This window comes from Mesorhizobium sp. C089B (genome assembly GCF_030323125.1).
Taxonomy (GTDB): Bacteria; Pseudomonadota; Alphaproteobacteria; order Rhizobiales; family Rhizobiaceae; genus Mesorhizobium.
The window spans coordinates 1,996,429-2,022,142 of sequence record NZ_CP100469.1 but is presented as its reverse complement, the minus strand read 5'-3'; the positions used below and the strand labels follow the sequence as shown (position 1 = coordinate 2,022,142).

Sequence of the window (25,714 nt, the reverse complement as noted above, 5' to 3'; positions counted from 1 at the left end):
CATTTTGGCGATTTACACCTTCGACATTGAGGGTGATGGCCTACTCGACACCATCACCAAGCTCCACTGCCTCTGGCTCAAAGACTTCATCACTGGCGAACGCTTCGACTTCGCTGACCAACCGGGCTACCGCCCCATTGCTGACGGCCTCCGAATGCTCATGGAGGCAGACTTAATAGTCGGTCACAACATCATCAAGTTCGACATCGCAGCCATCCAGAAGCTGTACCCCTGGTTCGTCATCGACGAGACCAAGGTCGTCGACACGGTCGTCGCCTCTCGCATGATCTGGACGAACCTCGTGGACGCCGACATGGCGAACATCAGGGCCAACCGGACAACCCTCACGGCATCCCTGGCTGGCTGGCACTCGCTCGAAGCGTGGGGCCACCGGCTGGGTCTGTGGAAGGGCGACTACTCCAAGAACAAGGCGGCAGAGGTAGCTGAGGAGAGGGGCCTCGACCCCAAGAAGGACGAGAAGGAAATCATGCGTCTCGTGTGGGCCGAGTGGTCCCCTGAGATGCACGAGTATTGCGGCCAGGACGTCGAGGTCACCGAGGCCTTCTACCGCAAGGTCCTCTCGAAGAAGCCAAGCCAGCAGGCCATGGAAATCGAGATGGGCGTCTGCTTCATCATCGCTCAGATGGAACGCAACGGCTTCGGCTTCAACGTCGAGAATGCCGAGAAGCTCCTCCACCAGCTGCAGGTCCTCCGCGCCGAACTGGCCGAGAGCCTGCGGTCGATCTTCAAGCCCTGGTACGTCCGCGACGGCAAGCCGTGGACACCCAAGAAGGACAACGCGAAGTTCGGCTACATGGCGGGATGCTCGATCCAAAAGATCAAGCTGAACGTCTTCAACCCGAACAGCAACGACCAGATCGCTGACCGGTTCATCAAGCTCTACGGGTGGAAGCCCATCGAGCTTACCCCGTCAGGGAAGCCCAAGCTCGACGAAACGGTTCTGGAAGACCTCCCGTACCCCGAGGCCAAGGAACTCTACCGCTACAAGATGATCCAGAAACGGATCGGACAGATAGCGGAGGGCGATCAGGCCTGGCTGTCGGCGGTCAAGCCTGACGGCAACGTCTACACCACGACGAACACGGGTGGCACGGTCTCTGGCCGCGCCTCGCACTCGAACTTCAACGTCGGTCAGGTTCCCTCCTGCGACAAGGAGTTCGGACCTGAGTGCCGCGAGTGCTTCGGGCCGACCACGAAGTACCGCAGGTTGGGCTGGAAACAGCTTGGCTGCGACGTGTCCGGTCTGGAACTGCGGATGCTCGGCCACTTCATGTACCGCCACGACGACGGCGAGTACGCGAACGAGGTGGTCAACGGCGACGTCCACACCAAGAACCAGAAGGCCGCTGGGCTCTCGTCACGTTCCATCGCGAAGCGGTGGTTCTACGCGTTCCTATACGGCTCCGGTCTGGCTCTCCTCGGCCTCATCGCAGGTGGCGACGACAAGCTCGGGCGCAAGCTCAAGCGCAACGTCATGAAGGGCCTTCCGGCTCTCAAGGCGCTGATCGAAGGCATCAAGAAGAAGGTCGAGCAGACCAAGTCCCTCAGGGGCCTGGACGGTCGCATCCTGTTCTCCCGCTCACCGCACTCGGCGCTCAACCTGCTGCTCCAATCAGCCGGTGCCGTCATGTGCAAGCTCTGGATCATCGAGTTCGTGAAGCTCCTCAAGGAACACAACCTCTACCAGACGAAGGTCCGCATCATGGCCTGGGTCCACGACGAACTCCAGATGGAGATCGCTCCCGACCTGATCCGTGAGGACGGCACCTCAATCGTCGGGGAACTCTGCGTCAAGGCAATCGAGAAGGCTGGGCAGATGCTCAACCTGCGGGTGCCCCTGACGGGCGAATACAAGATTGGCGACAACTGGAAGGACTGCCACTGATGTCTGAGTTCTACGCTTACGACAAGTTCAACCGCCGACAGCTTCTGACGGCACCGACCGCCGCCAAGGCGATCACCGAGGTTGAAGAAAACTACTACCTGCGTCGGACCACGGTCTGCATCAAGCGGGTCTCTATCAAAACCATCTGGAGTGCTGATGAAGCTGCTGATTGACGGGGACATGGTCGTCCACCGGTCGACCGTGGCCGTCGAGAAGGACACACGCTTTCTCGACCGCTACCACATCTTGTTTTCCGACTTCAACGACGCCTGGGGCGTCCTGCAGGGAACCCTTGAGGACCTGACGGACATCGCAGGCACCGACGACATCGAGTTCCACTTCTCGGACCCCGAGGTCAACTGGCGCAAGGAACTCGTCGAGCCAGACTACAAGTCGAACCGCAAGTCCTCCCGCAAGCCGCTGGCCTATTGGGCAGTGGTCGAGGAGATCGAGCGGCTCTACCCGTTCGTTCGCATCCCCACGCTGGAGGCCGACGACACGCTGGGCATCACGCAGTCACGCGCTGAGCCCGGCTCGACTTGCATCTGGTCGCTCGACAAGGACCTCAAGCAGGTGCCTGGGCTCCACCTCCGCGACGACGAGATCATCACGATCTCCCTGGAGGAAGCTGACGCCTTCCACATGTTCCAGACGCTGGCCGGTGATCCGGTTGACGGCTACTCGGGATGCCCTGGCGTTGGCAAAGAGACCGCGCTTAAGGCGCTTCAGGGCGGCACCAAGCTCTGGCCCGAAGAACACACTCTCAAGCGCGGCCCCCGCAAGGGCGAGATCGAGACCCGGTGGGTCGAGGTCCCCGCTGAGAACCCATGGAAGACCGTGCTGTCCCACTACCGGAGAGCCGGGCTCAAGCCTGCTGAGGCGCTGCGCCAAGCACGTCTCGCCAAAATCCTCCGCGCCGAGGATTACGAGAATGGAGTGATCAAACTTTGGGTACCATCCAACCCGCACTCGTGAACTGTCCGGTCTGTCTGACCGACACCCGCTTCCCCTGTGACAACCCACGAGTGGCCGAGGTCACACGCTGCGCCAAGAAGTCCCTGAGGGAAAAGGCTGACGTCCCACAGCGCCAGTCGTTCAACGAGGCTCCGAAGGCACCCGCCTTGGACACTCAGGTCGGCGGCAGTCACTACAAGGACATGCCGATCCAGCCGATGACCTACTCGATGGTCAATGGTCTCGACGCCTGTCAGCACACGATCATCAAGTATGTCTCGCGGTTCCGTGAGAAGGGCGGCATTGAAGACCTGGAAAAGGCCATTCACTGCACAGAACTTCTGATCGAGTTCGAGCGGGAAAAGCTGCAGAAATAAACTAAGGGGGCCTTCGGGTCCCCTTTTTGCATTAGGGACCCATACAGAGATACGAAAGAAGTTTTCGGATGAACCAAATCTTCCAATACGATCAAGACCCTCAAGTTTCCGAGGAACTCCTAAGATTCCTCCAGACCAAGTTCCCGCTCGCGGGCTTCAAGAACGTCAAAGGGATCGAACAACTCTATCGGTACCAGGGAGCGCAAGACGTCATCGACGTCCTCACTGCTGCCGCTCTACGACAATCCCAAGGATAGCCCATGTGCTTCGCTGACACGCCCGAGGTAGCCCCTCCGGCTGCGCCCCCGGAGATGCTGACCCAGTCGGCTCCCGACAAGAAGACGGCTGCAGAGCCCACCAAATCGAACACCCTGGCCATTGGCACCAAGAAGTACCGCAACGAGACCAACATTGGCACGGCGGGACTTGGCACCAAGAAGGCCCCTAGCGGCATCGCCGTCTAACCCCGAGTTTCCCATTGTCCAACATTGACCCCACCAACAACGGTGTGGTCGCGGATGAAGACAGCATTGCCTCGATGTACTCCCGTTTGGAGAGCGAAAGGCAGAACTTTCTCGACCGAGCCAGAGAGAACGCGAAGCTAACCATTCCGTCTCTCATGCCGCCCGAAGGCTACGCCCCAGGCCAGCGGCTCTCGACCCCATTCCAGTCCATCGGTTCCCACGGCGTCAACACGCTGACGGCGAAGCTGGTGATGACCATCCTGCCTGCGAACTCCCCGATGTTTCGGGTGTCGGTCACGGATCAGGTGGTCGAGGAACTGTCCGCTTCAACCATGTTGAGGTCGGGCGTCGAGAAGAAGCTCAATGAGATCGAGCGATCCGTCATGGACGAGATCGAGGGTCTAGGCATCCGCGCCGCACTGGTCGAAGCCATCAAGCAGCTAATCGTTGCTGGCAACGTTCTCCTATACCTGCCCCCCAAGGGCAACCTGCGTGTCTACAAGCTCGACCGCTACGTGGTCCAGCGCGACTACGAAGGCAATCTGCTTCGCACCATCATCAAAGAGACGGTGGCCAAAGAGGTCCTCCCCGAGGACGTCAGGGCACTCGTGTTCAAGCCTTCCGACAACCTCCCATCTGACGCCGCCAAGGTCGAGGAGAAAGAGGTCGACATCTACACGGTGTTCGAGCGCGAAGGCGACCGGATGCACACGTTCCAGACGATCAAGGGCGTCAAGCTCCCGAAGTCTCGTGGTTCGTGGAAGGCCGACAAGACGCCGATCATGCCGCTCCGCTGGAGCTACCTGCATGACGAGCCCTATGGCCGCGCCTACATCGACGAATACATCGGTGATCTGACCGGCGTCGAGAGCCTGTCCCGCTCCATCCGTGAGGGTGCAGCAGCTGCGGCGAAGATGAACCCCATGGTCAATCCTGTGGGCCTCACCCGCGCCCAGGACATCGCCAACGCCGAGAACCTTGAGGTTATCTCGGGTCGCGCCGACGACGTCTCGATGCTCCAGTTCGACAAGCAGGCTGACTTCCAAGTCGCTCAGTCTGTCCTGCAGGACCTGATCAGCCGTCTCACCCACGCCTTCATGATGAACTCGTCCGTCCAGCGTGACGCCGAGCGGGTCACCGCCGAAGAAATTCGGGCCATGGTGTCCGACATCGACACGGTGCTGGGTGGCGTCTACTCGCTGCTCGCCCAGGAACTCCAGCTGCCGCTGGTCATCCGCATCATGGACCGCATGGTCCGCGAGAAGAAGATACCGAACCTTGAGACCATCAAGGGCGCTGACGGCAAGCCCGTCGCCAAGCCCAAGATCGTCACCGGCATTGAAGCTCTCGGTCGCGGCCAGGACTTCAACAAGTACATGACGGCCATGACGCAGATCATCGTGCCGCTCAAGAACGAGTTGGGTCCCGAGATGAACCTGAGGGACTTCGCGGAACGAGCATTCGTCTCCCTGTCCATCGACATCGACGGTCTGTTCAAGACCCCCGAGCAGAAGGCTCAGCAGGCCCAGCAAATGCAGGGCGCTCAGCAGGGCCAGATGGCTCAGCAGATGATGGTCGACGCCGTCAAGGGTGCCACTCCGCACCTCGCTAAGGCCGCTGTCGAAGGCATCGCCAATCAAGACCAAGGACCAGAATAATGTCCACATTCGGTAAAGCGTTCAGCGCTGCACGGAAGGCCGGTAAATCGACCTTCAAGTTCGGCGGTAAGAGCTACACGACCAAGATGGCTGCGGCGACCCCTAAGAAGGGTCCCGTGCCAGGGCCTCGTCCCGACACCAAGACCAAGACCGCATCCGTCGACACCCGCGCCGCTCAGGCCGGGAAGACCGTGGGTGCCCTGGTGAAGCCCAAGGCTGCTCCGAAGACGCCCAGCGTCAAGGACTACCCGGCGAACGCCAGCACCCGCAAGTCGGTCAGCAACGACACCGCTCGGTACAACATGGCCAAGGCTGGCCCTCGGGATACCCCTGGGAAAGCCTTCGCTGGCGTCAAGCCGCTGAGCATTGGCGACCGCATCAAGGGCAGCATCCGCATCGGCCAGTCCGCTGTGGACCGTGGTGCCCGTAGGGACGCCGCAGCTGCAGCCAACAAGGACGCCAAGTCCGCTGCTCAGTCCATGCTCGACGGCATGGGCAAGAAGACCAAACGCAAGTAACCCACACGAACCCCCTGAGGATAAATGACCCAACAGACTGTCACGCTCAACACCGGCGACGAGGGCAACAAAGGCCCCTCCATTGAAGACCAGTACAAGGCCCTCGTTGAGGAAGGCGTAATAGCAGACGACGGGGACATCCCCGGCCAGGAAGCCGAGGCATCGACCGAAAAGGATGCCCCGGCGAAGGACTCGAACGAAGAACGTCCGTCTTGGCTACCCGCGAAGTTTAAGACCGTCGAGGCGTTCCTCAAGTCCCACGAGGAACTCGAGAAGAAGCTCGGCTCAGGCAAGAAGGAGGAGGCTCCCGTTGAGGAAGCAGAAACCCCGAAGCCCCAGGCGAGCGCCGAGGAACGCAAGGCCGCAGAAGATGCGACCAAAAAGGCAGGCCTCGATCTCAGCACCGTGTCCCAGGAGTACCTGGACAAGGGTGGTCTGACGGACGAGACCTATACCAAGCTCGACGCGGCTGGCTATCCGAAGGAGATGGTCGACATCTACATCGAAGGCCTGACCAACCGCCTCAACGCCACGTCCAACGCGGCCTACGAGGTTACGGGTGGCCAGGAAGGCTACGGCGAGATGATCGACTGGGCCATTGCCAACCTCACCGAGGACGAGCAGGGCGCATTCGACCGTGCGGTCAACTCCAACAACAAGGCGACGGTCCTCATGGCCGTCAAGGGTCTCAAGGCCACCATGGACGCTGCGGTGAAAGCCAACGCTTCCGAGGAACCGGCTGAGCAGATCAGCAAGGGCGGTAAGACGCCGACGACCACGTATGAGTCCCTGGACGACTACATGGCTGACCTGAACGACCCTCGCTACGACACGAGCGAGACCTTCCGCCGCAAGGTGATGGATAAGCTCGACCGTTCCAGCATCATGTAAGGCTCACCATGGCGAGAGACTACGACAAAGAGTACGCGGCCTCTCGCCGCCCTGATCGCCGCAAGGACAACATCGAGCGCAAACGCGCCCGTAGGTTGATGATCAAGGAGAAGGGAGCCGCAGCCCTCAAGGGCAAAGAGGTGGATCACATCAAGATGCTCGCCACTGGCGGCTCGAACGCCAGGAGCAACCTGACGATCCTCTCGCGGAAGGCTAACCGCTCCAAACAGCCAAAACGTAAGTAACGGATAGAACCTCCCCCGCCTCTGTAGGGCCATGGTCACCCAGCGTCTCAAGCGCACCGGGGAGGTCTTCCGGTTTCCCAAGTAGTCATAAGGCATGTCCCCGCTCCTCTTTAGGAGGGCGACCCCCCTTAGATTTCGGCATACGAACTTTGCAAAGTAGTTCCGGACCGCTTCGGCGATAATCCCAAATGAAATCCAGAGTTTCCAAGCGAAATCACCTGTCGAGCCCCGGCTCGCTTTTGACTTCTTACGGAAACATTCTCAAATGGCACAGTCCACTTCTGTTAACGCTGGCATCGTTGCTGGCCCGTCGCATAGCGACAACCTCTACCTCAAGGTCTTCTCGGGTGAAACCATGAAGGTCTTCAACACCCGCACCGTCATGAAGGGCCGTCACCGCGAGCGCACGATCTCCAGCGGCAAGTCCGCTCAGTTCGCCGCCATCGGTCGCGCCGCTGCCGAGTACCACACGCCCGGCAACGTGATCCTGGGCCAAGACATCAACCACGGTGAAAAGGTCATCAGCATCGACGACATGCTGATCTCCTCGACGTTCGTCTCGAACTTCGAAGAAGCCATGAACCACTACGAAACCCGCTCGGAATACGCGTTCCAGATGGGTGAGTCGCTGGCTCAGGCCTACGACCAGCACCTGTTCGCGATTGCCCTCAAGGCCGCGAAGGCTGGTACCGCTGGTGCCGTCGCTGAGATGGGCGTGGCGACCGAAGACAAAATTGGCGCGGCTCCGTCGCTGACCAACGTCGTCGACTCGATCTACGCGGCTGCGACCTACTTCGACGCCACCAACATCCCGGCCAACGAGCGCACCGTCTTCGTGACGCCGTCGCTGTACTGGGACCTGATCCAGGATGGCTCGTTCATCAACCGCGACTTCGGTAACGGTGGTGCGAACCAGAACTCGGGTGGCCAGCTGAAGGTTGCGACCTTTGACGTGGTCCCGACGAACAACCTGGCGAAGAACTTCGGCGTCAACACGCTGGTGGGCAAGCGCGCTGGTGCGGACGTCACCGACTACACCGTCGACGGCACGAAGGCTCTGGCCCTCGTCATGCAGAAGCAGGCCCTCGGCACTGTCAAGCTGATGAACCTCTCCACGGAGAAGGAATACCAGACGAGCCGTCAGGGCACCCTGATGGTCTCGCGTATGGCAGTCGGCCACGGCGTTCTGCGCCCCGAGTGCCTGCGTCTGATCTCGGCGCTCGCCTAATCACTACCGACCCTCGGGTCATCAAGGGAGTCTCCTTCGGGGGCTCCCTTTTTTCGTTTCAAAGGATTCCCACATGGTGGCCATCACCCCCAAGACAGAGCTTAGCGCTGTCAACCTCATTCTCCGCAATGCGGGTGAGACCCCAGTGAACTCGCTTTCAGGCGAGCTACCTTTGGAGGCTTCTCAGGCTCGCGAGACCCTGATCGAGGTATCCGAAGACGTCCAGTCCAAAGGCTGGTTCTTCAACACTGAGGTCTTCAAACTTTCCCCCGACAACAACGGAAACATCCTGCTGCCGCCGAACGCCCTGAGCGTTAGGTCCACTGGCGCATCCCGTTCGATCCCGGTCACCACGCGTGGCCGCAAGCTCTACAACATGACGCCCCTGGCATCCGGTGACACCTTCACTGGCGCTATGACCCTCGCCATCGTCTTCGGACTGGACTTCGAGGAACTGCCGTCCGTCGCCCGTCGCTACATCGCCCTCAGGGCCGCTCGGGTCTTTCAGGTCCGTGAGACCGGCGACGAGATGAACGCCCAGGAGGACAACCAAGACGAACAGAAGGCCATGGCCGAACTCCACGCCGAGCAATTGGCAGCGGAGCCGGTGAGCCTGCGCCAGTCCTGGGCAGTCCAAGACGTCGTGTCTCGCATCCCAAGCGGCACGGTTCTCTAAATGTCATTCGTTTCCAGCGCGATCCCCAACCTGATTGGGGGCGTATCCCAACAGCCCCCGGAAATCCGGGCTCTCAACTGCTCGACCGCGCTGACCAACACATGGTCTGATGTGGTCACCGGACTCTCGACGAGGCCCCCGGCGATGTTCCTGGGCAACATTGGTGCGGCTCCTGTACCGGGCTCCACCGTGGCCACCCACGTCATCAACAAGCCGACCGGCGACTACCACGTTGCGATCTACGACGGGTCCGTCAAGGTCGTGAAGACCACCGCCACGGGCACCGTCACGCAGACCGTGATCGTCGAGGGTGGGGCCAACGCCTACCTCGCAGGGGTCACCGACGCTGCCGCCAATTTCGGCTTCGTCACCGTGGCCGACACGACGTTCATCTACAACCGCTCGAAGACCGTCACGAAGACCGTGGGGGCCGAGAGTGGCCTCTCAGGGCGCGTCGACAGTGGCACCGCCCGGTTGAACCCGAACCGCTACGGCACCGCATGGGTGAAGCAGCGTGGTGCTGGCTGGAACAACTACTCGGTCTATTACAACGGGGTCCTGAAGGGGAACCGCAAGACCGACGCCAACACCGCATCGGAAATCGCTGATGCGATCTCGACGAACCTGACGACCAACGGGGTAACCAACAACATCGTCGCTGGCTCGATCATCTCGGTCACGCTCGCCGTCGAAGGCGACTTCATCACCACGAAGGACGACTACGGCGATCAGGCCATGACCGGCTACAACGACTACATCGACGAGTTCACCGATCTCCCGAACATCGACAAGGAGGGCCGACTGGTCCTCGTCAAGGGAGCCATGGAAGACGAGGGTGACGACTACTGGGTCTGGTACCGCAAGGGCCGCTGGGAGGAAACCTACGGGTGGAACCTCTACGAGAAGCCCGACGACACGACCATGCCGGTGATCCTCAAGGACAACAAGGACGGCACGTTCACGCTCAAGTACAACACGTACCCTGGCCGTGAGGTTGGTGACGCGGACAGCAACCCGACGCCGAGCTTCGTAGGCAGCACCATCCGCAGCATGTTCCTCTACAAGGGCCGCATGTGCGTCCTGTCCGACGAGAACTTCATCGCGTCACGCATCAGCAACTTCGAGAACTTCTACCGGCAGACCTGTACGCAGCTGCTCGACGAGGACCCGATTGACATCGCAGCGGCCAACAGCCGTGGCGCTTCCGCGAACTTCGCCAAGGAGTTTGCCGAGGGTCTGCTGATCTTCACCGCGTTCGACCAGTTCCGCATCTCCGCTGACAACGAGGGGCTCTTGTCCCCGAACACCGTCACGATCAAGAAGGTCAACTCCTACAACAACTCCCAGGATGTCGAGCCGAGCTTCATTGGCCCCAACGTCGCCTTCGTGGACGACTACGGGACCCAAGGGTTCGCTTCGATGCGGGAGTACCAGGTGGACAAGACGTTTGGCACCGAGGTTGCCCTGCCGATCACCGACGCCGTGCCCGAGTACGTCCCCACCGGGGTCTACAAGGTCATTGGCTCGTCGACCTACAACAACCTGATGGTGGTCTCCAAGACCGACCGGTCGAAGCTGTGGCTCTACAACTACTACTTCAACAGCGACGGCAAGGTGCAATCGAGTTGGCAGGACTGGGCCTATACCGGCTCCGTCTACAGCATCGACTACAGCCGCGACAAGCTGGTGGTAGCGGTGGCCTACAACGGCTTCCTGAACCTCGTGCAGCACATCTTCGACGCTGGCGCGGACACCAAGCTCGACAAGCGCAGCATCCTGCTCGACATGGGCTGTGACGAGACCAAGGTGACCCGAACCCTCTCGGGGGCCGACACCCTTGTGACCCTCCCGTTCACACCAATTCCTGGGGACCTCTCCAAGTTCGCCCTGGTGGTCTCTCCGCAGAACATGGGTTCCGCTCCGAAGGCGCAGACCTACGTCCCGGCCTCCCTGGCTGGTGCCGTACTGACCTTCAAGAACGTGAACCTGACGAACAGCCAGTTCGTGGTCGGCTTCCGCTACGATTTCTCGTGGGCGCTGAGCCCGATCTATCTGCGCGACAAGAACATGGTGGCCATTCAGGACGGCAGGCTGCAGCTGCGGCGCATCTCGATCCTCTACAACTATTCCGGTCCCTTCACGACCAAGTTCACCCCCACCGCCCGACAGACCTACACCTCGACCTTCTCAGGTTTCCGTGTGGGTGCCTCAGGCGACAACATGGGCACTCTCAGCCTCGACAGCGGTGAGTTCCGCGTTGCCGTCAACGGGGCAGGGGAGCTTCTGAACCTCGTGATCACCGGAACGACGCCGTGGCGTGTCCGCTTCTCCACCCTGGAGTGGGACGGCTCGTACCGCGCCAAGAAACGCAGGACGTAACCCCAAATGAACTATGAGATACGGGGGGTCCGAGAGGGTGACCTCCCGTACCTCGCAGAAAACCTGAGGGCCGCTGATGTCCGTGAGCTTATGGCCACGTATGGACACACGCGGTTCCTCTCCGGTCTGCAAAGATCGGTTCACTTGTCGGAGGAGGCCCAGGTTGGGTGTCCTTCCGGCGAACCCCCGGCGATGCTGTGGGGTATCCGTCAATTCACGCCACGCGCAGCCCTGATTTGGGCATGTGGCACACCGGCAATCTTCAAGTTGCCCAAGGCGCTCACTGAGACCACCCGCTCGACCTTCAAAAGATGGTTCGAGGAGCGGCCCTCGGTCGAGTACCTCATGAATTTCACCCACGAGAGCAATACGGCCCACCACAGGTGGCTGAGATTGTGCGGCGCAGAGCTTCTGCCTCCGCTTCCGATGGGTCCTTTGGGCGAGAACTTCGTGCCCTTCACCATTCGGAGAACCAAATACAATGTGTGACCTCGGTCTCGTATTGGGCATCGGGTCTGGCATCGCCAGTGTCGCCGGTCAGGCCTCCGCTGCGTCCAAGAACCAAGCAATGGTGCAGCAGCAGACCAACCTGGAGTACGCCCAGCAGGAACGTGAGTTCGTTGTCGAGAACAACGCGGCTCTCAAGGACGGCTATCAGGCCCAACTGGAGGGCGACCGCGCCAAGTCCACGGCAGTCGCCTCAGGCGCTGGCATGAACGGCAACACGGCAGGCCTCAGGCTGGCCGAACAGTCCCGTCAGCAGGCCCTATCCATCGCTAACGCTCGCGACCGCGCCGACGCCGCCAAGGCCAACTACGTCATGGCAGGCAAGTCCTCGCAGATCGCCGCGCAGAACAAGATCAACACCCAGGCCGTGAACCCGATGACCGCCTTCATGGACATCGCGACATCCGGCATGAGCAACTATGGAGCCTTCCAGTAATGCCAGCTACACAGCAGAGTGCCGTTCCGACCTACAAGGAAACGGCGAACATCCAGACCAAGCAGGTCGACTGGAACACGTTCGATGACCGGTCGACGCCCGGCGCGGCCCTCGCCAGATTGCTCAACGCGGTGCCCCAGGCAGCGCAGAAGCAGGGGGAGATCGCCAACATGCCGCAGTCCCAAGCTGAGCAGGAACAGCTGGCCTCCCTGGCCTCCATGGGGGCTGAGAAGGACCGCCTGAGGCTCGCCAAGGGCGACAGCGTGTTCGGCCTCCTGACCGGCAAGGAAGGCACCATGGACGCCTACGAGATCAATCGTGGACGCCGTGACGCCGATCTAGCCGCTGGCGCCCTCAGGGACGCCTATGCTCAATCCGGTCTGGCCGACAGCGACGATCCCAAGGCCTTCGCCAAGTTCGTTCAGGACCAGCAGAAGTCCATCTTCGGCAAGCTCCAGGGCTCCGACCAGTCCTACTACCACGGCTATGTCACCCGCATCGGTGGCGTGTTCGAGGAGATGACGAAGTCCCACGCCGGGAACCTCGACCAGTTCATCACCAGCAAGAACAAGATGGCCCTGCAGACCCGCATGGACTCCCGAGTGGCCGTCGAGATGGCGACCAACAAGGAGCGTGGCGCGTTCGGCGCGTTCATGGACAACATCTCGGGCGGCGAGGGCGCTGGCAACTACAACGCCTTCCACAACCACGCAGGCAACCAGCGGGTTCGCTTCACCGAAATGACTGTTGGCGAGGTCCTCGACTGGCAGCGACGGGGTGACTGGAGGCACATGGGTGCCGGTAGCTCCGCAGTGGGCAAGTACCAGTTCATCGAAAGCACCCTGAGGGACACCGTGAGGGCCTCGGGTATGTCGCTGGACACCAAGTTCACCCCCGCCGTGCAGGATCAGCTGATCTTCAACCGGCTCGTCCAGACGCGTGGCATGAAGGACTATCTCGACGACAAGATTTCGGCCGAGCAGTTCCTCGACAGCGGTCTCGCGAAGGAGTTCGCCTCCCTCAAGAAGACCAACGGTCGCGGTGAGTACGACGGCGACGGCCTGAACAAGGGTGGCGTCTCGGCTCGTAAGACCCTGGCGGCTCTCATCGAGTTCAAGCAGGCCTACCTGCAGGACCCGGCGAAGGTCATCAAGGCCGACAGCAAGGGCGGCATCAGCCTCGGGACGATCAACGATGACGCGGACAATGACGAGAGTGCCGATGCCGAGTTTGGCGTGGACACTCCGACTGCCAGGTCTGCCCGTGCCGACAGCATCATCAGGCACCTTGAGGCGAACCCTCAGGAGGCCGAGCGCGACGACATCGAAGACTACATGGCAGCGAAGAAGCTCCCCCAGGCTGACCGTGAGCGCGTCCTGCAGACCCGTGACAAGCTCCGCAATGAGAGCCAGCAACGGGCCGACATGGACGAGCAGAAGGCCACTCAGGAGATCGTCGACTTGGCCGACAAGGCTGTTCGAGGCCGCGACACCGAGGCTCTCGCCACGCTGCGCACCAAGAACTACGACGTCTACCAGAAGCTCCTCGATCTACAGACCAAGCCGGTCGACACCGAGTCCCTCGATAACGATGGGTTCCTCAAGACGGCCAACTACGGAAATCCGCGGTTCGGTCAGGACGCCCTGAAAGCCTACGTCGGCGGTCAGATCGACCAGGAGACCTACGCCCAGGCGATGGACCAGTACACCGTCCAGGCCCAGGCCAAGCCCATCCTCTCAATGCCTGCAGTCAAGCCATCCATCGACAAGATGAAGCTGATGCTGCCGGGCGACGAGAACAAGACGATCTTCGACGCCCAGATGGCGGTTGCTATCGATGACCTGATGAAGGCCAACGACGGCAAGCGCCCCTCGCTTCAAGAAATACAAGCAGCCGCTCAGCAGGTTCAGCAGCACATCCTCGCCCTCCACGCACAGGAGGCGCAGGTGCGAACTGGCCGACCTGAGTACGCGAACATAGGAAATCAATAATGGATCAAACCTCCCCTTGGGTCCCTCAGGAAGATGGGACGCAACTCCCATCCGCCCAACTCGCCAAGGCCTACCGCGAGAACCCCGATCAGTTCCCCAACTTCATCGACGACGCAGTAGCTCTCAGCGGGAAGACCCAAGAGGAGGTGCGGGCCATTGTCGACAACCCCTACGCCGCAGGTAACACGTTCGGCGGCTCTGTCCTCGGTCCCATCGCCAAGATGGTCACCATGCCCGACATCCGTAAGGGTGCGGCAGAGGCCGGTGCGGTCGCGGCCAGCAAGCTCGGCTTCGACGGCGCTGCTCAGACCATGCAGGATTACTCCGACAGCGTGAACCCTGAGTTCTCGACTGAGAAGGAGTTCGGTGAAAACATCGCTGAGGTCGCCGGTCAGGCGGCTCCTGCAGCTGGTGGCGCTCTCGCTGCCGGTGGCGTGGTCCCTGCGGCCATCGTGGGCGCTGGCATCTCGACCCTGACGTTCTCCGACGAGGACAACATCCAGAACCTCGCCAACGACTACGTTGATGGTGCGGTGCCGGACTTCCTCGTGGTGAACCCTGAGGACACCCAGGAAGCCAAGACGGCCAAGAACTTCGCCACCAACCTGATCGTCGACCTCGCGACCGCTGGTCTCTCCCACGCCATCGGCGGGGTGTACCGGGCAGTCAAGGGTGTTCCTGACGGGTTCGTCGACATGAACTCGCTCAAGCAGATCGGTGACGCCAACGGTATCCCCCTGAGGGACACCCCAGCCTCTGCCGAGACTGCCCAGACCGTCGTGAAGGACGTGGCTCGCAAGGCCGCTGACGACATCCCGCCTCCGGTGGAGAGCGCAAGCCTTCGCAAGAAGGTCGCCAAGGACGCCATCATCGCGGACATCACGGAGAAGGACTTCGGCAAGCCGATCATCAAGACGGAAGCTGAGGCCGCTCCTATACCGCAGGACGTGGCGACTGATCTCCGTCAGCGTCTCCTGGGACCCATCAAGGCCCTTGAGGAGCGCGTGGCGCAATACAACACCAAGACCGGTGTGCGCGAGATCGTGGGCGAGGAGCCCGGCCTGAAATACTCGGCTCACGCGGAGCAGGTGGCCTCGGCCATCCACCGCAAGGACACTGACGCGATCATCCGGCTCACCAAGGAGATCGACAAGCTGCCCGCAGCGGCGACCGTCGGTCACGAGTACAAGACCGCTGCCCTGCGCACGGCCCTGGAGGGCGTCGAAGACAACCTCGACGAGATCATCAGGCGCATCCGTGAGGACCCGTCCCTCAAGACCAAGGCAACCTGGAAGTCCCTGTCGGCTGACTACTACCAGTCCAAGGGCGTCCTGGCCGAGATGTACCGAGAGATCGGCACGTCATCGAGCTACGCCTTCCACCTCCGTCAGGGCCGCAGGTTCGACGACCGGACACTCCAGATGTTCGACGAGGCTGAGAAGGAAATGCAGGCCAAGGTCAAGGAAGGCCTGGGCGAGGGGTACCACCTGTTCTCCTCGAAGGCCGAGTTCATCGCGGCCAACGCCTACAAGCTGGAGGAGATGGGTTTCAGCACCCTCGACGTGCTGGACGATCTCTACAAGATGTTCGACGAGTTCGACGCCCAGCGTGCTGGCGTGATCGACAACCTCAACTCCAACCGGCTCGCCCGGCTGAGCAAGAGCGAACGTGAGGCCCTTGAGGGTTCCTTCCTCCGGTACCTGAACGACATGCGGGCCAGCGCCATGCTGGGCCAAGTCTCGACGGCCTCCCTGGAAGCCCTGTCAAACACCATGAACAACGCTCTCCTGCCGATCTCGCAGCACCTCCTCCGAGGTGACGTGAAGCGAGCCTGGAGGGAGTACGCCGGGTACGCCGCTGCCACCGCTCGTGGCTTCAAGGCGATGAAGGATGTCTACGTGACCGGGCGATCCCTGGATCACACCCAGGACCTGTTCGACGGTGCCAACCATGGTGGCGGTAAGGCGATCAAGAAGGACTTCAAGACCCTCGCGGACGACAAGAAGTACGTCCAGTACATGTTCTACCGCATGTGGGACTTCGCGGCGACCCTGGCTCACGCAGCCTCGGAAGGCTCGAAGGTCTGGAGGGCAGCTGGTGTTGCCTACGCGGACGGCTACGATCTCGCCCTCAAGAGCGGCGCGACCCGGCCCAACGCCAAGAAGCTGGCTCGAGACTATGCGGCCAGCATGTTCGACGAGAAGGGTGCGATCTCCAACGCGGCCCTCAAGATCGACGTGGCCTCAACAAGCTGGCAGTCAGCCTTCGACACCCGGTACGGCCTCGGCAAGCTCGCACAGTTCGCGGACAACCTGAGGAACCATCCGAACCCCATCGTCAACGCCTTCGCCCAGGGCTCAATCCCGTTCTGGCGTACCCTGGTGAACATCTCGTCCAACTCGATGCAGACGGTCCAGCCGATCCCGGCCTCGGTCCTGACGCTCCTGGGCAAGACCCGCTGGGGCGCAAAGCTCGTCGGTGGGATGATCAAGGACGAAACCGGCAAGCTGGTGCAGGCTCCTGGCCTCGTGAAGTTCATGTCGGACTTCTCGGGGATCAATGGTCTCGCGGCCAAGCAACGAGCGATCGGTCGGCAGCGCCTCGGGTACCTCACGTTGGGTGCCGGATGGGCTCTCATGGAAAGCGGTCAGATCGACATCACCGGCCCGGCTGGCTACAAAGGCTGGGACGCCAAGATGGCTCAGATGCAGGAGTACCCTGCGTCCTCGATCATCGTTGGTGGCCATGCCGTCGACCTGACACGGCTGCTCCCCTACAGCGCACCCCTGATGCTCCTCGGAGTTCTCAAGGACATGCAGCGGGAGAACGCCCTGCAGATGAAGAACGGCAACTACCTCACCGACAACGACAGCGCCTTCTCCTACGCCACCACCTACGGCTCAGCCCTTGGGTACCTCTCGCTCAACCTCATGTCCGATGCGTCGGGCCTGCGGGGCATTGGGGACCTGTGGGACACCCTGGCCAAGGTTGCGAAGGAAGGGGACCCTCGGGCTCTCCTCACGTTCGCTGAGAACTACGTCAAGGCGTTCACGCCCGGCGCGGTGCGTATGGCTGGCAAGAACCAGGGTGCCGTAACTGGCGACTGGACCCAGGACAGCGCTGAGGGCTTCCTCAACGAGGTACTGGCGTCGGCTGGCTTCCACACCGGCTACACCCGCCTGGACTTCCTGGGGAAACCTGTGGAGGACCCGCTGCGCGGTATGGACCCGCTCAACAGCAAGCCGGTGAAGACGGATGATCCGCTTCGGGCCGAGTACGTTCGCTTGAACAAGCTCGGGGACCTCGGGCTCAGCCTGGATCGACCGGATGGTGTCTTCGACGCCGCCTACTGGAAAGGCCTCGGTGTGCAGCCGAGCAAGCTGGACTGGCTCACGCGTAGTGAAGCTCCGTCCCTGACGAAGATGAAAACGGTCGACGGTGGAAACGCCTGGGACCGCTATCGTGACCTCGTCTACAAGGGCAGGGCCGACAAGGACCTCCTCAAGTCCACCGCCTCGGTTGGCGACCGCATCGACATCGGTAAGGTCCTGATCAAGAAGGGTGAGAACTTTGAGGACACCCTCCGTCGCACCATCGACAGCCAGGGCTACAAGAGCCTAACGCCTGACGCCCAGGTGAAGGTGTTCAAGACGATCTTCGGTGCCTTCACCAAGAACGCCAAGGACTACCTCAAGCACAACCTCGTGGTCGACCCGACCATCTTCACGGACGACCGCTACGGCGTTCGCCTGCCTTCTCCAGATACCCTCGACGTGACCGAAAAGGTCGCCAAGGGCATCGGCGCTCAGGTCCAACGGACCAGGGGCTCCACGCTGGATGACATCTTCGCAATCAAATAGGGCTACATGGCCAACAGCTACGTGTTCTACCCCAGCGCTACGGGGTCGACGACGGACTATTCGGTTCCCTTCGAGTATCTGTCTCAAACGTTCGTGAAGGCTACAGTGAACGGGGCTTCGGTCCCGTTTACGTTCCTCTCGACTTACATGATCCGGTTCACCACGGCCCCGTGGGTGCCCTCAAGATTTATCGCCAGACCTCCAAGGCTCCGGTCAACACCTACATCAACGGCTCGATCCTCGTCGACAGCCAGCTGAATGGCTCGTTCCTGCAGTCCCTCCACGTCTCGGAGGAGGTTGCCGACAACGCCATGCAGGTGGCCACTGACGGTTCCTGGGATGCGACCAACCTCAAGCTCAAGAACCTCGCGGCCCCGACCGTGGGCACCGACGCTACCAACAAAACCTACGTCGACACGCGCTTCGACGCCGACAAGGTACAAGTGGATGCCAGCAAGACCGCTGCGGCCAACTCCGCTGCTGCTGCGCTCGCCAGCCAGAACGCTGCGGCCACCTCTGCCACGAATGCAGCCACTTCGAAAACCGGAGCGGACACTGCGAAGGCTGGGGCTGACACGGCGAAGGCTGGTGCGGACACCTCGGCCACCAACGCGGCCACCTCAGCGACCCTCGCGGGTGACTGGGCCTCGAAGGCGCAAGACGTGCCGGTCACCACCGGGAAGTTCTCGGCTCTCCATTGGGCGGCAAATGCTGCTGCTTCCGCTGCGACGGTCCTCAACGGGCTCGCCGGGTGGATACACGGGGCGACCATCAAGGCAACTCCAGCCGACGCAGACGAGATTGCGATCTCTGACAGCGCAGGAGCCTGGGCGCTCGGAAAGGTGACCGTCGCTTCCATCAGGGCGGGGACGATCCCGGCTCGCCTGGGTACCGTCGCGCAGACCATCACCGACTGGAATAACGCCCTCGACAACGGCTGGTACATGGGCAGCAACGTTGCGAACGCCCCTGACACAAGCTGGTGGCTCGGTAACGTCGAAGCTCACGGCTCTAGCGGGTGGCGCACCCAAACCGTGCATTCGTTCACGGTGGATGGCGCAGCGGACACCAAGGTCTGGCGGCGGGCACAAGACAACGGCACCTGGGGTGCCTGGTACAAGCTCTCGCTTTCACAAGCAGAGCAGGACTCCCGGTTCCTTAGGCTTGCGGCTGACAACGCTCTGTCCGCTGGCGTCACGCAGACTGCCGTCAACGATGGCACCAAGTCGAGCGGCACGTACGCGGTCACGCCGGTTGGTGGCAACTACCGCAAGATCGTCAACGGCGGGGCCTTCACCCTGAGTGCCCCCACGGCGACCGGAAGCTACAACATCGTGATCGACATCACGAACAGCGCCACCGCTGGGGCCGTCATGTTCAGTGGGTTCTCCGCTGGTTTCCCCAAGGGCGACGTCCTGACGACGACCAACGGTGTCAAGTTCAAGCTGCACATCTCGAAGACCGATGTTGGCGTGACTGCGATTCTGGAGTGGGTGCCTTGATCATCCCTCCGTACATCCATCGTGATCCTGACCACTTCGTCACGGACTTTAGCGAGTACATGGTGGGGGCCTTTCCCGCCGACTGGACGCAAAGGTATGGGGTCAACGGAACGCAATTGGTGCAGGCGGTCGCTGGCAGTTTCAGCGGCAAGGCGCTGCGGATCACCAAGGCCAGCACCGTCAAGCAGTTCATGTCGTGGGACACTGTTCCCCTCGTCGCGGACGTGGAAATTCTGCTGCGCCAGCGCAACATCACCGCACCCAGCCTTGCGTTCCCACAAGCCTACATCGGTGCGCGGGCCTTCGGTGCTGCTGGGTCGGAAAGCCTCTACGGCATGGCGATGTTCCAGCACACAAGTTCGCCTACCCTGTACCGGGCGAACATGAACAAGTGGACTGCCGGTGTCTACACCGCCGATGTCATCCCGCCTTACAACGCCCCGGCCCCTAACTGGACCACGGGTGCATGGGTATGGCAGCGGTTCCGCCTGTTGGGCACGACGCTTTCCATAAAGACGTGGCTGGACGGTAACGCGGAGCCGGTCTCTTGGGGTGGCACCGTGGTGAACAGTTCCTTCACGGCGGCTGGGTGGACCGGAATTTACTCAGACAATGTGAACCCAAATACGGAGGTCGACTTCTTCTCCGTCGCTCTCAATGGAAAGACCGCATCGTCGGCAAAAAGGTAAAAATCAATGCTCGCTCTACTGAACGACAACGTCATCAAGACGGAGGTCGCAGAAGGCTCAGGCTTTGCCATCGGCTCCGACTGGGTAATGCCTGCGTATGAGGGGTGGTCCAATGAGGACTACCGGCTCGCCACCATCGTCACCCAAGAGGCCCCCGAGGGCTCCCGTGTCGGCTCCTGGTCACTCCAGCTGCTCGACGGGGTTCCCACGCGGGTCCCTGAAATCCTGCCCCCGCTGACCGAGGCGGAGATTCGTGCGGCCCTGGCCCCGATCACCCCGAGGCAGCTCAGGCTCACCCTCCTGACCATCGGCATCACCGAGGCCCAGGTCGACGCCGCGCTCGTGAATGACCCTGCCGGTCAGATCGAGTGGAAATACGCCACCTACTTCAAGCGGTCCCATCCGCTCGTCGAAGGCCTCGGCGCGATCTTCTCCATCACCCCGGTGCAGATCGACAGTCTGTGGGCCTACGCCCAGGACCTCTAAGTCCCTTACGCCATCCCGAGTTTCCCCTCGGGGTGGCCCTTCGCCCCATCCCAGGCAATCCTGTGACCCCCTCTATCTTCTTCGCAAGTGTCCGCTCGACTGTGTTCGGCGGCTCCCTCACGACTGACCAAGTCAACGGGATCAACCTCATCCTGGCCGAGGCCGACAAGCGTGGCGTGAACACTGAGTTCCTCGCCTACATCCTCGCCACTCCCGCCTGGGAGACGGCCAAGACCATGCAGCCCATCCACGAGCTGGGCAAGCGTTCCTATTTCGACAAGTACGAGCCCGGCACCAAGATCGGCGCTCGCCTTGGCAACACCAAGAAGGGCGACGGCTTCCTATACCGTGGCCGTGGCTACGTGCAGCTGACTGGCCGTGCCAACTACCTGAGAGCCGGAAAGCGCCTGGGCATCGACCTGATCGGTAACCCTGACCTCGCGCTGGACCCTGTGGTCGCCGTTCAGATCCTTTTTGTCGGGATGCTCGACGGCTGGTTCACCGGCAAGGGCCTCAGCGACTATCTCGACGGCATCGACGAGAGTGACGCCGAAGACCTCCGCGAGTTCACCAATGGTCGGCGCATCATCAACGGCACTGACAAGCAGGTCGAGATCGGCAAGATCGCCCTCAAGTTCGAAGCGGCCCTTAGGGCTTCTGGTCGGGCCGAGGGTGGGGCGCCAGCGCCTGCCGAGGTGACCAAGGTGTTGGCTGACGCCCGCATCGTCATCACGCCTCCTGCGCCGCGTGAGGCAACGCCAGAACCCATCACGACCCCCGCTGGTATCAAACAGACCGGAGGGGTCCTCAAGATCATCGTGAAGCTCATCGTCACGCTGCTCCGCATCGTCCTCAAGAAGTAGTTCAATGTTCCTCAAAATCGTAAAGTGGTGCGCCTCCCTGTTCACGGGCGGTGCCCTCGGCAACATCCTCGACACCATCGAACACCACATGGATGACGAGACCAAGAAGGAGGAGATCAAGGCAGACGTCACCAAGACCTACGTGCAGGCCCAGGCCAACCTGATGGTCGGGCGCACTTGGTGGTTCCAGCTGTTCTTCGTGATCCCCCTCGGCATGTGGTGGGCCGCTGTCTGCTTCGACAGCATCTGGCACCTCGGCCTCAACGTCGCGAAGCTCCCTGAGCCGCTCGACGACTGGGCGGCTTACATCATCTCGGCCCTGTTCCTGGTCGACGGCACCAAGGCTGTCCTCGGGAGGTGGAAGCGGTGATCAATCAAGTCAACACAGTCGGCCTCGCCGTCTCGGGCGTCACGTCTCCTGTTTGGGTGACGTGGCTCGCCACGATCAACCCGGCACTCGCCGCCATCCTGACCATCCTCGGCATCGTCCTGACGGTCCTCAAGATCATCAGCTTCGTGAACGGAGGCAAGGAATGAGCGCAGCCGCGAAAGACGTCATGGACCTCCTCCATGCCGCCGTCGCAAAGGAACTGACTGACCGCGTCAAGAGCGGTGAGGCCTCCGCAGCTGACATCTCGAACGCCATCAAGTTCCTCAAGGACAATGGCATCGAAGCAGTGATGGGGAAGGGCGGGGCACTCGACAGCCTCGCCCGGCAGTTCCCGACGTTTAATGACGACGACCATGAGGGAGCGGTGAATTGAACCTAGCTCTCCGTCTCCCCATGCACCTGCTGTCGGCGGGTGGCGTGAATGGCCCTGTGCCACTCGCGTTCCCTGCAGCCAACGCGGTCCACGACTTGGATTTCGCTGGCTTCCAGTATTTCGGTGGCGCACAGCCCGAAACCAACTCCTCCTCCGTTGATGGTCGCTTCTTCCGTGGGTACGTCACTGGCGTCAGCCCGAGCTTCTACGAGGAGACGGACGGCTCCCTCCGCACCTTCACGACCACCTCAGCCTGCCGCAGAACGTCTCGCGGTCTGGCGATCAACCACGACCACACGAACATCGTGGTGGCCCCTCGGGACCTGACGAACGTCGCCTGGGTGAAAGGCTCGGGCGTGACGGCGGCGAAGAACCAGACGGGTCGAACCAAAGTCGCCAACTCGGCCTCCCTGCTGACCTTCACGGCTGACGGGACATGCCTCCAGGCGATCTCCTCGACCTCTGTGGCGCGGCGCATGTACGTCGACATCAAGCAGATCACGGGCACCGACCCGCTCGAACTGACGATGGACGGTACCACGTTCACGGCCAAGACGATCAACGCCCCTCGCTACAACGGCATTGGACGCTACTCCCTGCCAGCGCAGACCCTCGCAACCTACTCGGTGGGCTTCAGGGGCAAGGCTGGCAACTCGTACCTGATCGACTTCGCCAACGTCGACGAGAGTGAATACGAGCAGGACCCTGTATCGATCAACGCCAGAGCGTGGCGCGACCGCGCTGCGGCTTACGTCGTGGATGGCTCGCCCCTCGCGATCTTCGCCGATAACGAGACCACCCAGGTCTACTTCTTCGAGTATGCCCAGCGCCGCGACGGTGCCCTGATTGCCTCCGATGGGGACCTCCAGATCAGCAGCAACGCGGCTGGTGTGTATGCCCTCGGCCTCGGCCCAACGGTCAACAAGCCGGGGTTCTCGGACGAGCGCCTTCTTGTCCTCAACCGCGTCATGGCGTGGCGCAGCCCAACGGCCAGTGGCCTCTGCCTCAATGGTGGTCCTGTGGTCACCGGCCCAGGCTTCACGCCAGACGGCTCGCTAACCCACTGGGACCTCGGCACCAACGGCGCAGCGAACCTCCGCATCGACGGCAGGATCACGCGCTTCTTCACGTCGCGCACCATCCCCTCAGTCGCTCAGGCGCGGCTCTGGACCACACTCCCTTAAGGAAACCTCATGATCCTCGTTACCGCTACCCAGACCGCGTTCAAGCGCGGCTATTACGCCTACCATGCGTCGATGACATCTGGCTCGACCGCAGCGACCATCAGCATCAATGGCCTGACCGCTGTCGCCCTGGCGGAACTCGCGAAGTCCGCGAGCGCCTTCGGCTACATCGCACTGCCTGCCTGCACGATCACTGTGACCCTGACCGGGGACGCCAAGCTCGCTCTTGAGCCAGTCGGTCGCGACCACCGGTAAAATCCGCGGTGCCCTGGGGGTCTAAAGCTCCCAGGCGCTCGCCTCGCGCCCACCCCCGAGTTCCCCCTTGTCAACGCAAACCCTGCTGGCTTCGACTTCGATGTCGAGCCCTGATCCTCTACGCGAGGACCTCCGCAATTTCATCTGGCTGATCTGGCAGCACCTGAGGCTCCCGAGCCCCACGCCAACTCAGTACGACATCGCCCAGTTCCTCCAGCACGGCCCGAACAAGATTTGTATCGAGGCCTTCCGTGGCGTCGGCAAGTCCTTCCTGACTGCGGCGTTCGTCCTGTGGTGCCTCTACTGCAACCCCCAGCTTAAGATCATGGTGGTCTCGGCGTCCAAGAACCGCGCCGACAACTTCGTCATCTTCTGCCAGCAGCTGATCCAGACGGTCCCTGAGCTTGCCTTCCTCAAGCCCAAGGCCAACCAGCGCTCCTCCCGCGTCGAGTTCGACGTCGGCCCGGCTGAGCCCGACCAGACCCCAAGCGTTTTCGCGAAGGGCATCGACAGCCAGCTGACCGGTGGTCGCGCCGACATCATCGTCTCGGACGACGTCGAGGTCATGAACAACTCCATGACGGTCGCGGCTCGCGATCTGCTCATCGAGAAGACCCGCGAATACTCGGCTATCTTGAAGCCCCTGGCTCACGCTCGCGTCATCTACCTCGGCACCCCGCAGACCGAGGACTCGATCTACAACAAGTTGCCTGAGACATTCACCAAGCGCATCTGGCCTTCGCAGGTTCCCACGGTCGACGAGATCGCCGGGTACGGCTTAGACCTGGCACCCCGCATCCTGCGCATGTTCCACAACAAGCAGTACGGAATGCCCACGGACCCTGAGCGGTTCGACATGGACGAACTGATCTCCCGCCGCGCCGAGTACGGGGCCGCTGGCTACCAGCTGCAGTTCATGCTGAACACCAAGCTCTCCGACGAGGAGCGCTACCCGCTCAAGCTCAAGGACCTGATCATCATGCCGGTGCCCCCTCAGAAGGCACCCGTGGACGTCTTCTGGCTCCCCAATCCCGACAGGGAACTCAAGGACCTCCCGAACCACGGCATGGCTGGCGACCGCCTGTATGCCCCAGGAGGGCACTCCAACGAGTTCCTCGACTACCAGCACCGCGTCATGTCGATCGATCCCTCGGGTCGCGGCAAGGACGAGACGGGCTACGCTGTGGGCCTGCACCTCGCGGGCAACACCTGGGTCCCTGAGGCCGGTGGTCTCCAGGGTGGCTACGACGAGGACACGCTCCTCGCCCTGGTCGGCATCGCCAAGCGGCACCGCATCCAGACCATCGTCATCGAGAGCAACTTCGGTGACGGCATGTTCGCCAAGCTCCTCGAGCCCGTCCTGCTCCGCAAGGGCGTGACGGCTGAGATCGTGGAGGTCCGCTCGACCACCATGAAGGAGCAGCGCATCCTCGACATCCTGGAGCCGGTCATCGGTTCCCATAGGCTGATCGTCGACCCCGACGTGTTCGAGAAGGACGATGCCTCGATCCAGAAGTACGAGAGCCTGATCCGCAGCCACAAGTCCGTGTTCCACCAGATGACCCACATCTGCCGGGAGAAGGACGCGCTGCGCTTCGACGACCGCGTGGACGCCCTGGCCATGCTGATCGGACACTTCGTCGAGATGATGAACCAGGATGCTGGGAAGATCGTCGCGAGGGAGCATCAGGAATGGATGGAGGCTCAGATCGCCAAGCTCCACCAGAGCCCCCTCAACCAGCACTTCGGTGGAGAGAGGATGTCCTGGGCTGGGAAGAGAATTGTGTGAGTGAACGAGGGGGGCTACTAGATGTAGTCCCCTTCGATTAGGGACCCATACAGAGGGGAGATACTTCCGTTAACAAAGGTTTCCCCATAAGT

Annotated in this window: 26 protein-coding genes; all 26 read left to right on the top strand. The window is 61.6% G+C overall.

Annotated elements, in window-relative coordinates; genetic code table 11:
* Nucleotides 1-4: 4 nt before the first annotated feature.
* Entirely contained in the window at nt 5-1,906 is a 1,902-nt protein-coding gene (locus tag NLY44_RS10315) for a DNA polymerase (RefSeq protein ID WP_032905118.1), read from the top strand.
* A complete protein-coding gene (locus NLY44_RS10310) occupies nt 1,906-2,079 on the top strand; it encodes a hypothetical protein (protein ID WP_023805395.1) in 174 nt (57 codons plus the stop codon). The genes NLY44_RS10315 and NLY44_RS10310 overlap by 1 nt, the downstream gene beginning before the upstream one ends.
* Nucleotides 2,063-2,881 carry an exonuclease gene (locus tag NLY44_RS10305; RefSeq protein WP_023805394.1) on the top strand — a complete coding sequence of 273 codons (819 nt, stop codon included), beginning with the start codon at nt 2,063-2,065 and terminating at the stop codon, nt 2,879-2,881. Before NLY44_RS10310 ends, NLY44_RS10305 begins: the two co-directional genes overlap by 17 nt.
* Nucleotides 2,854-3,237, top strand: coding sequence for a DUF3310 domain-containing protein (locus NLY44_RS10300; protein ID WP_245263790.1), 384 nt, complete (start codon nt 2,854-2,856; stop codon nt 3,235-3,237). The genes NLY44_RS10305 and NLY44_RS10300 overlap by 28 nt, the downstream gene beginning before the upstream one ends.
* 260 nt (nt 3,238-3,497) lie before the next feature.
* On the top strand, nt 3,498-3,701 hold the full coding sequence (locus NLY44_RS10295; protein WP_156941006.1) for a hypothetical protein: 204 nt from the start codon (nt 3,498-3,500) through the stop codon (nt 3,699-3,701).
* A gap of 14 nt (nt 3,702-3,715) precedes the next feature.
* Entirely contained in the window at nt 3,716-5,359 is a 1,644-nt protein-coding gene (locus tag NLY44_RS10290; RefSeq protein ID WP_023805390.1) for a portal protein, read from the top strand.
* A complete protein-coding gene (locus tag NLY44_RS10285; RefSeq protein ID WP_023805389.1) occupies nt 5,359-5,877 on the top strand; it encodes a hypothetical protein in 519 nt (172 codons plus the stop codon). The genes NLY44_RS10290 and NLY44_RS10285 overlap by 1 nt, the downstream gene beginning before the upstream one ends.
* A gap of 24 nt (nt 5,878-5,901) precedes the next feature.
* Nucleotides 5,902-6,768: a capsid assembly protein gene (locus NLY44_RS10280; RefSeq protein WP_023805388.1), complete on the top strand. Its 867-nt coding sequence runs from the start codon at nt 5,902-5,904 to the stop codon at nt 6,766-6,768.
* Between the two features lie 8 nt (nt 6,769-6,776).
* Nucleotides 6,777-7,013: an HNH endonuclease signature motif containing protein gene (locus NLY44_RS10275; RefSeq protein WP_023805387.1), complete on the top strand. Its 237-nt coding sequence runs from the start codon at nt 6,777-6,779 to the stop codon at nt 7,011-7,013.
* A 265-nt stretch (nt 7,014-7,278) separates the two neighbouring features.
* Nucleotides 7,279-8,241, top strand: a complete 963-nt coding sequence (locus NLY44_RS10270) for a major capsid protein (RefSeq protein ID WP_023805386.1) — start codon at nt 7,279-7,281, stop codon at nt 8,239-8,241.
* A 73-nt stretch (nt 8,242-8,314) separates the two neighbouring features.
* Complete coding sequence (locus NLY44_RS10265; RefSeq protein ID WP_023805385.1) at nt 8,315-8,917, top strand: phage tail tubular protein A; 603 nt, start codon at nt 8,315-8,317, stop codon at nt 8,915-8,917.
* Nucleotides 8,918-11,296: a phage nozzle protein gene (locus NLY44_RS10260; RefSeq protein WP_156941005.1), complete on the top strand. Its 2,379-nt coding sequence runs from the start codon at nt 8,918-8,920 to the stop codon at nt 11,294-11,296.
* A 481-nt stretch (nt 11,297-11,777) separates the two neighbouring features.
* On the top strand, nt 11,778-12,239 hold the full coding sequence (locus tag NLY44_RS10255; RefSeq protein ID WP_023815431.1) for a hypothetical protein: 462 nt from the start codon (nt 11,778-11,780) through the stop codon (nt 12,237-12,239).
* Nucleotides 12,239-14,230, top strand: a complete 1,992-nt coding sequence (locus NLY44_RS10250) for a hypothetical protein (RefSeq protein WP_023805380.1) — start codon at nt 12,239-12,241, stop codon at nt 14,228-14,230. The genes NLY44_RS10255 and NLY44_RS10250 overlap by 1 nt, the downstream gene beginning before the upstream one ends.
* Nucleotides 14,230-18,090 (top strand): hypothetical protein, encoded by a 3,861-nt coding sequence (locus NLY44_RS10245; RefSeq protein ID WP_023805379.1) that lies wholly within the window; start codon nt 14,230-14,232, stop codon nt 18,088-18,090. The genes NLY44_RS10250 and NLY44_RS10245 overlap by 1 nt, the downstream gene beginning before the upstream one ends.
* Nucleotides 18,091-18,096: 6 nt before the next feature.
* Nucleotides 18,097-18,348: a phage tail fiber domain-containing protein gene (locus tag NLY44_RS32950; protein WP_353654461.1), complete on the top strand. Its 252-nt coding sequence runs from the start codon at nt 18,097-18,099 to the stop codon at nt 18,346-18,348.
* Nucleotides 18,261-19,592: a phage tail fiber domain-containing protein gene (locus NLY44_RS10240; protein WP_286457109.1), complete on the top strand. Its 1,332-nt coding sequence runs from the start codon at nt 18,261-18,263 to the stop codon at nt 19,590-19,592. The genes NLY44_RS32950 and NLY44_RS10240 overlap by 88 nt, the downstream gene beginning before the upstream one ends.
* A complete protein-coding gene (locus NLY44_RS10235) occupies nt 19,589-20,281 on the top strand; it encodes a hypothetical protein (RefSeq protein ID WP_156941004.1) in 693 nt (230 codons plus the stop codon). The genes NLY44_RS10240 and NLY44_RS10235 overlap by 4 nt, the downstream gene beginning before the upstream one ends.
* Before the next feature lie 6 nt (nt 20,282-20,287).
* A complete protein-coding gene (locus tag NLY44_RS10230) occupies nt 20,288-20,767 on the top strand; it encodes a hypothetical protein (protein ID WP_023805376.1) in 480 nt (159 codons plus the stop codon).
* Nucleotides 20,768-20,829: 62 nt separating this feature from the next.
* Complete coding sequence (locus tag NLY44_RS10225) at nt 20,830-21,630, top strand: glycoside hydrolase family 19 protein (RefSeq protein ID WP_156941003.1); 801 nt, start codon at nt 20,830-20,832, stop codon at nt 21,628-21,630.
* 4 nt (nt 21,631-21,634) lie between these two features.
* A complete protein-coding gene (locus tag NLY44_RS10220; protein ID WP_023805374.1) occupies nt 21,635-22,000 on the top strand; it encodes a hypothetical protein in 366 nt (121 codons plus the stop codon).
* A complete protein-coding gene (locus NLY44_RS10215) occupies nt 21,997-22,167 on the top strand; it encodes a hypothetical protein (protein ID WP_156941002.1) in 171 nt (56 codons plus the stop codon). Before NLY44_RS10220 ends, NLY44_RS10215 begins: the two co-directional genes overlap by 4 nt.
* Nucleotides 22,164-22,394 carry a DNA packaging protein gene (locus NLY44_RS10210; protein WP_023805372.1) on the top strand — a complete coding sequence of 77 codons (231 nt, stop codon included), beginning with the start codon at nt 22,164-22,166 and terminating at the stop codon, nt 22,392-22,394. The genes NLY44_RS10215 and NLY44_RS10210 overlap by 4 nt, the downstream gene beginning before the upstream one ends.
* Nucleotides 22,391-23,578, top strand: coding sequence for a hypothetical protein (locus NLY44_RS10205; protein ID WP_156941001.1), 1,188 nt, complete (start codon nt 22,391-22,393; stop codon nt 23,576-23,578). The genes NLY44_RS10210 and NLY44_RS10205 overlap by 4 nt, the downstream gene beginning before the upstream one ends.
* Nucleotides 23,579-23,587: 9 nt before the next feature.
* Complete coding sequence (locus NLY44_RS10200; RefSeq protein ID WP_023805370.1) at nt 23,588-23,833, top strand: hypothetical protein; 246 nt, start codon at nt 23,588-23,590, stop codon at nt 23,831-23,833.
* Between the two features lie 67 nt (nt 23,834-23,900).
* On the top strand, nt 23,901-25,622 hold the full coding sequence (terL, locus tag NLY44_RS10195) for a phage terminase large subunit (protein ID WP_156941000.1): 1,722 nt from the start codon (nt 23,901-23,903) through the stop codon (nt 25,620-25,622).
* Nucleotides 25,623-25,714 lie beyond the last annotated feature (92 nt).

What these genes read in the sequence shown, in the direction of transcription:
- NLY44_RS10295 (WP_156941006.1), top strand. Translation starts at nt 3,498, where the DNA reads ATGTGCTTCGCTGACACGCCCGAGGTAGCCCCTCCGGCTGCGCCCCCG.
- NLY44_RS10275 (WP_023805387.1), top strand. Translation starts at nt 6,777, where the DNA reads ATGGCGAGAGACTACGACAAAGAGTACGCGGCCTCTCGCCGCCCTGAT.
- NLY44_RS10270 (WP_023805386.1), top strand. Translation starts at nt 7,279, where the DNA reads ATGGCACAGTCCACTTCTGTTAACGCTGGCATCGTTGCTGGCCCGTCG.
- NLY44_RS10305 (WP_023805394.1), top strand. Translation starts at nt 2,063, where the DNA reads ATGAAGCTGCTGATTGACGGGGACATGGTCGTCCACCGGTCGACCGTG.
- NLY44_RS10230 (WP_023805376.1), top strand. Translation starts at nt 20,288, where the DNA reads ATGCTCGCTCTACTGAACGACAACGTCATCAAGACGGAGGTCGCAGAA.
- NLY44_RS10200 (WP_023805370.1), top strand. Translation starts at nt 23,588, where the DNA reads ATGATCCTCGTTACCGCTACCCAGACCGCGTTCAAGCGCGGCTATTAC.
- NLY44_RS10220 (WP_023805374.1), top strand. Translation starts at nt 21,635, where the DNA reads ATGTTCCTCAAAATCGTAAAGTGGTGCGCCTCCCTGTTCACGGGCGGT.
- NLY44_RS10255 (WP_023815431.1), top strand. Translation starts at nt 11,778, where the DNA reads ATGTGTGACCTCGGTCTCGTATTGGGCATCGGGTCTGGCATCGCCAGT.
- NLY44_RS32950 (WP_353654461.1), top strand. Translation starts at nt 18,097, where the DNA reads ATGGCCAACAGCTACGTGTTCTACCCCAGCGCTACGGGGTCGACGACG.
- NLY44_RS10250 (WP_023805380.1), top strand. Translation starts at nt 12,239, where the DNA reads ATGCCAGCTACACAGCAGAGTGCCGTTCCGACCTACAAGGAAACGGCG.
- NLY44_RS10285 (WP_023805389.1), top strand. Translation starts at nt 5,359, where the DNA reads ATGTCCACATTCGGTAAAGCGTTCAGCGCTGCACGGAAGGCCGGTAAA.
- NLY44_RS10210 (WP_023805372.1), top strand. Translation starts at nt 22,164, where the DNA reads ATGAGCGCAGCCGCGAAAGACGTCATGGACCTCCTCCATGCCGCCGTC.
- NLY44_RS10245 (WP_023805379.1), top strand. Translation starts at nt 14,230, where the DNA reads ATGGATCAAACCTCCCCTTGGGTCCCTCAGGAAGATGGGACGCAACTC.
- NLY44_RS10280 (WP_023805388.1), top strand. Translation starts at nt 5,902, where the DNA reads ATGACCCAACAGACTGTCACGCTCAACACCGGCGACGAGGGCAACAAA.
- NLY44_RS10265 (WP_023805385.1), top strand. Translation starts at nt 8,315, where the DNA reads ATGGTGGCCATCACCCCCAAGACAGAGCTTAGCGCTGTCAACCTCATT.
- NLY44_RS10310 (WP_023805395.1), top strand. Translation starts at nt 1,906, where the DNA reads ATGTCTGAGTTCTACGCTTACGACAAGTTCAACCGCCGACAGCTTCTG.
- NLY44_RS10260 (WP_156941005.1), top strand. Translation starts at nt 8,918, where the DNA reads ATGTCATTCGTTTCCAGCGCGATCCCCAACCTGATTGGGGGCGTATCC.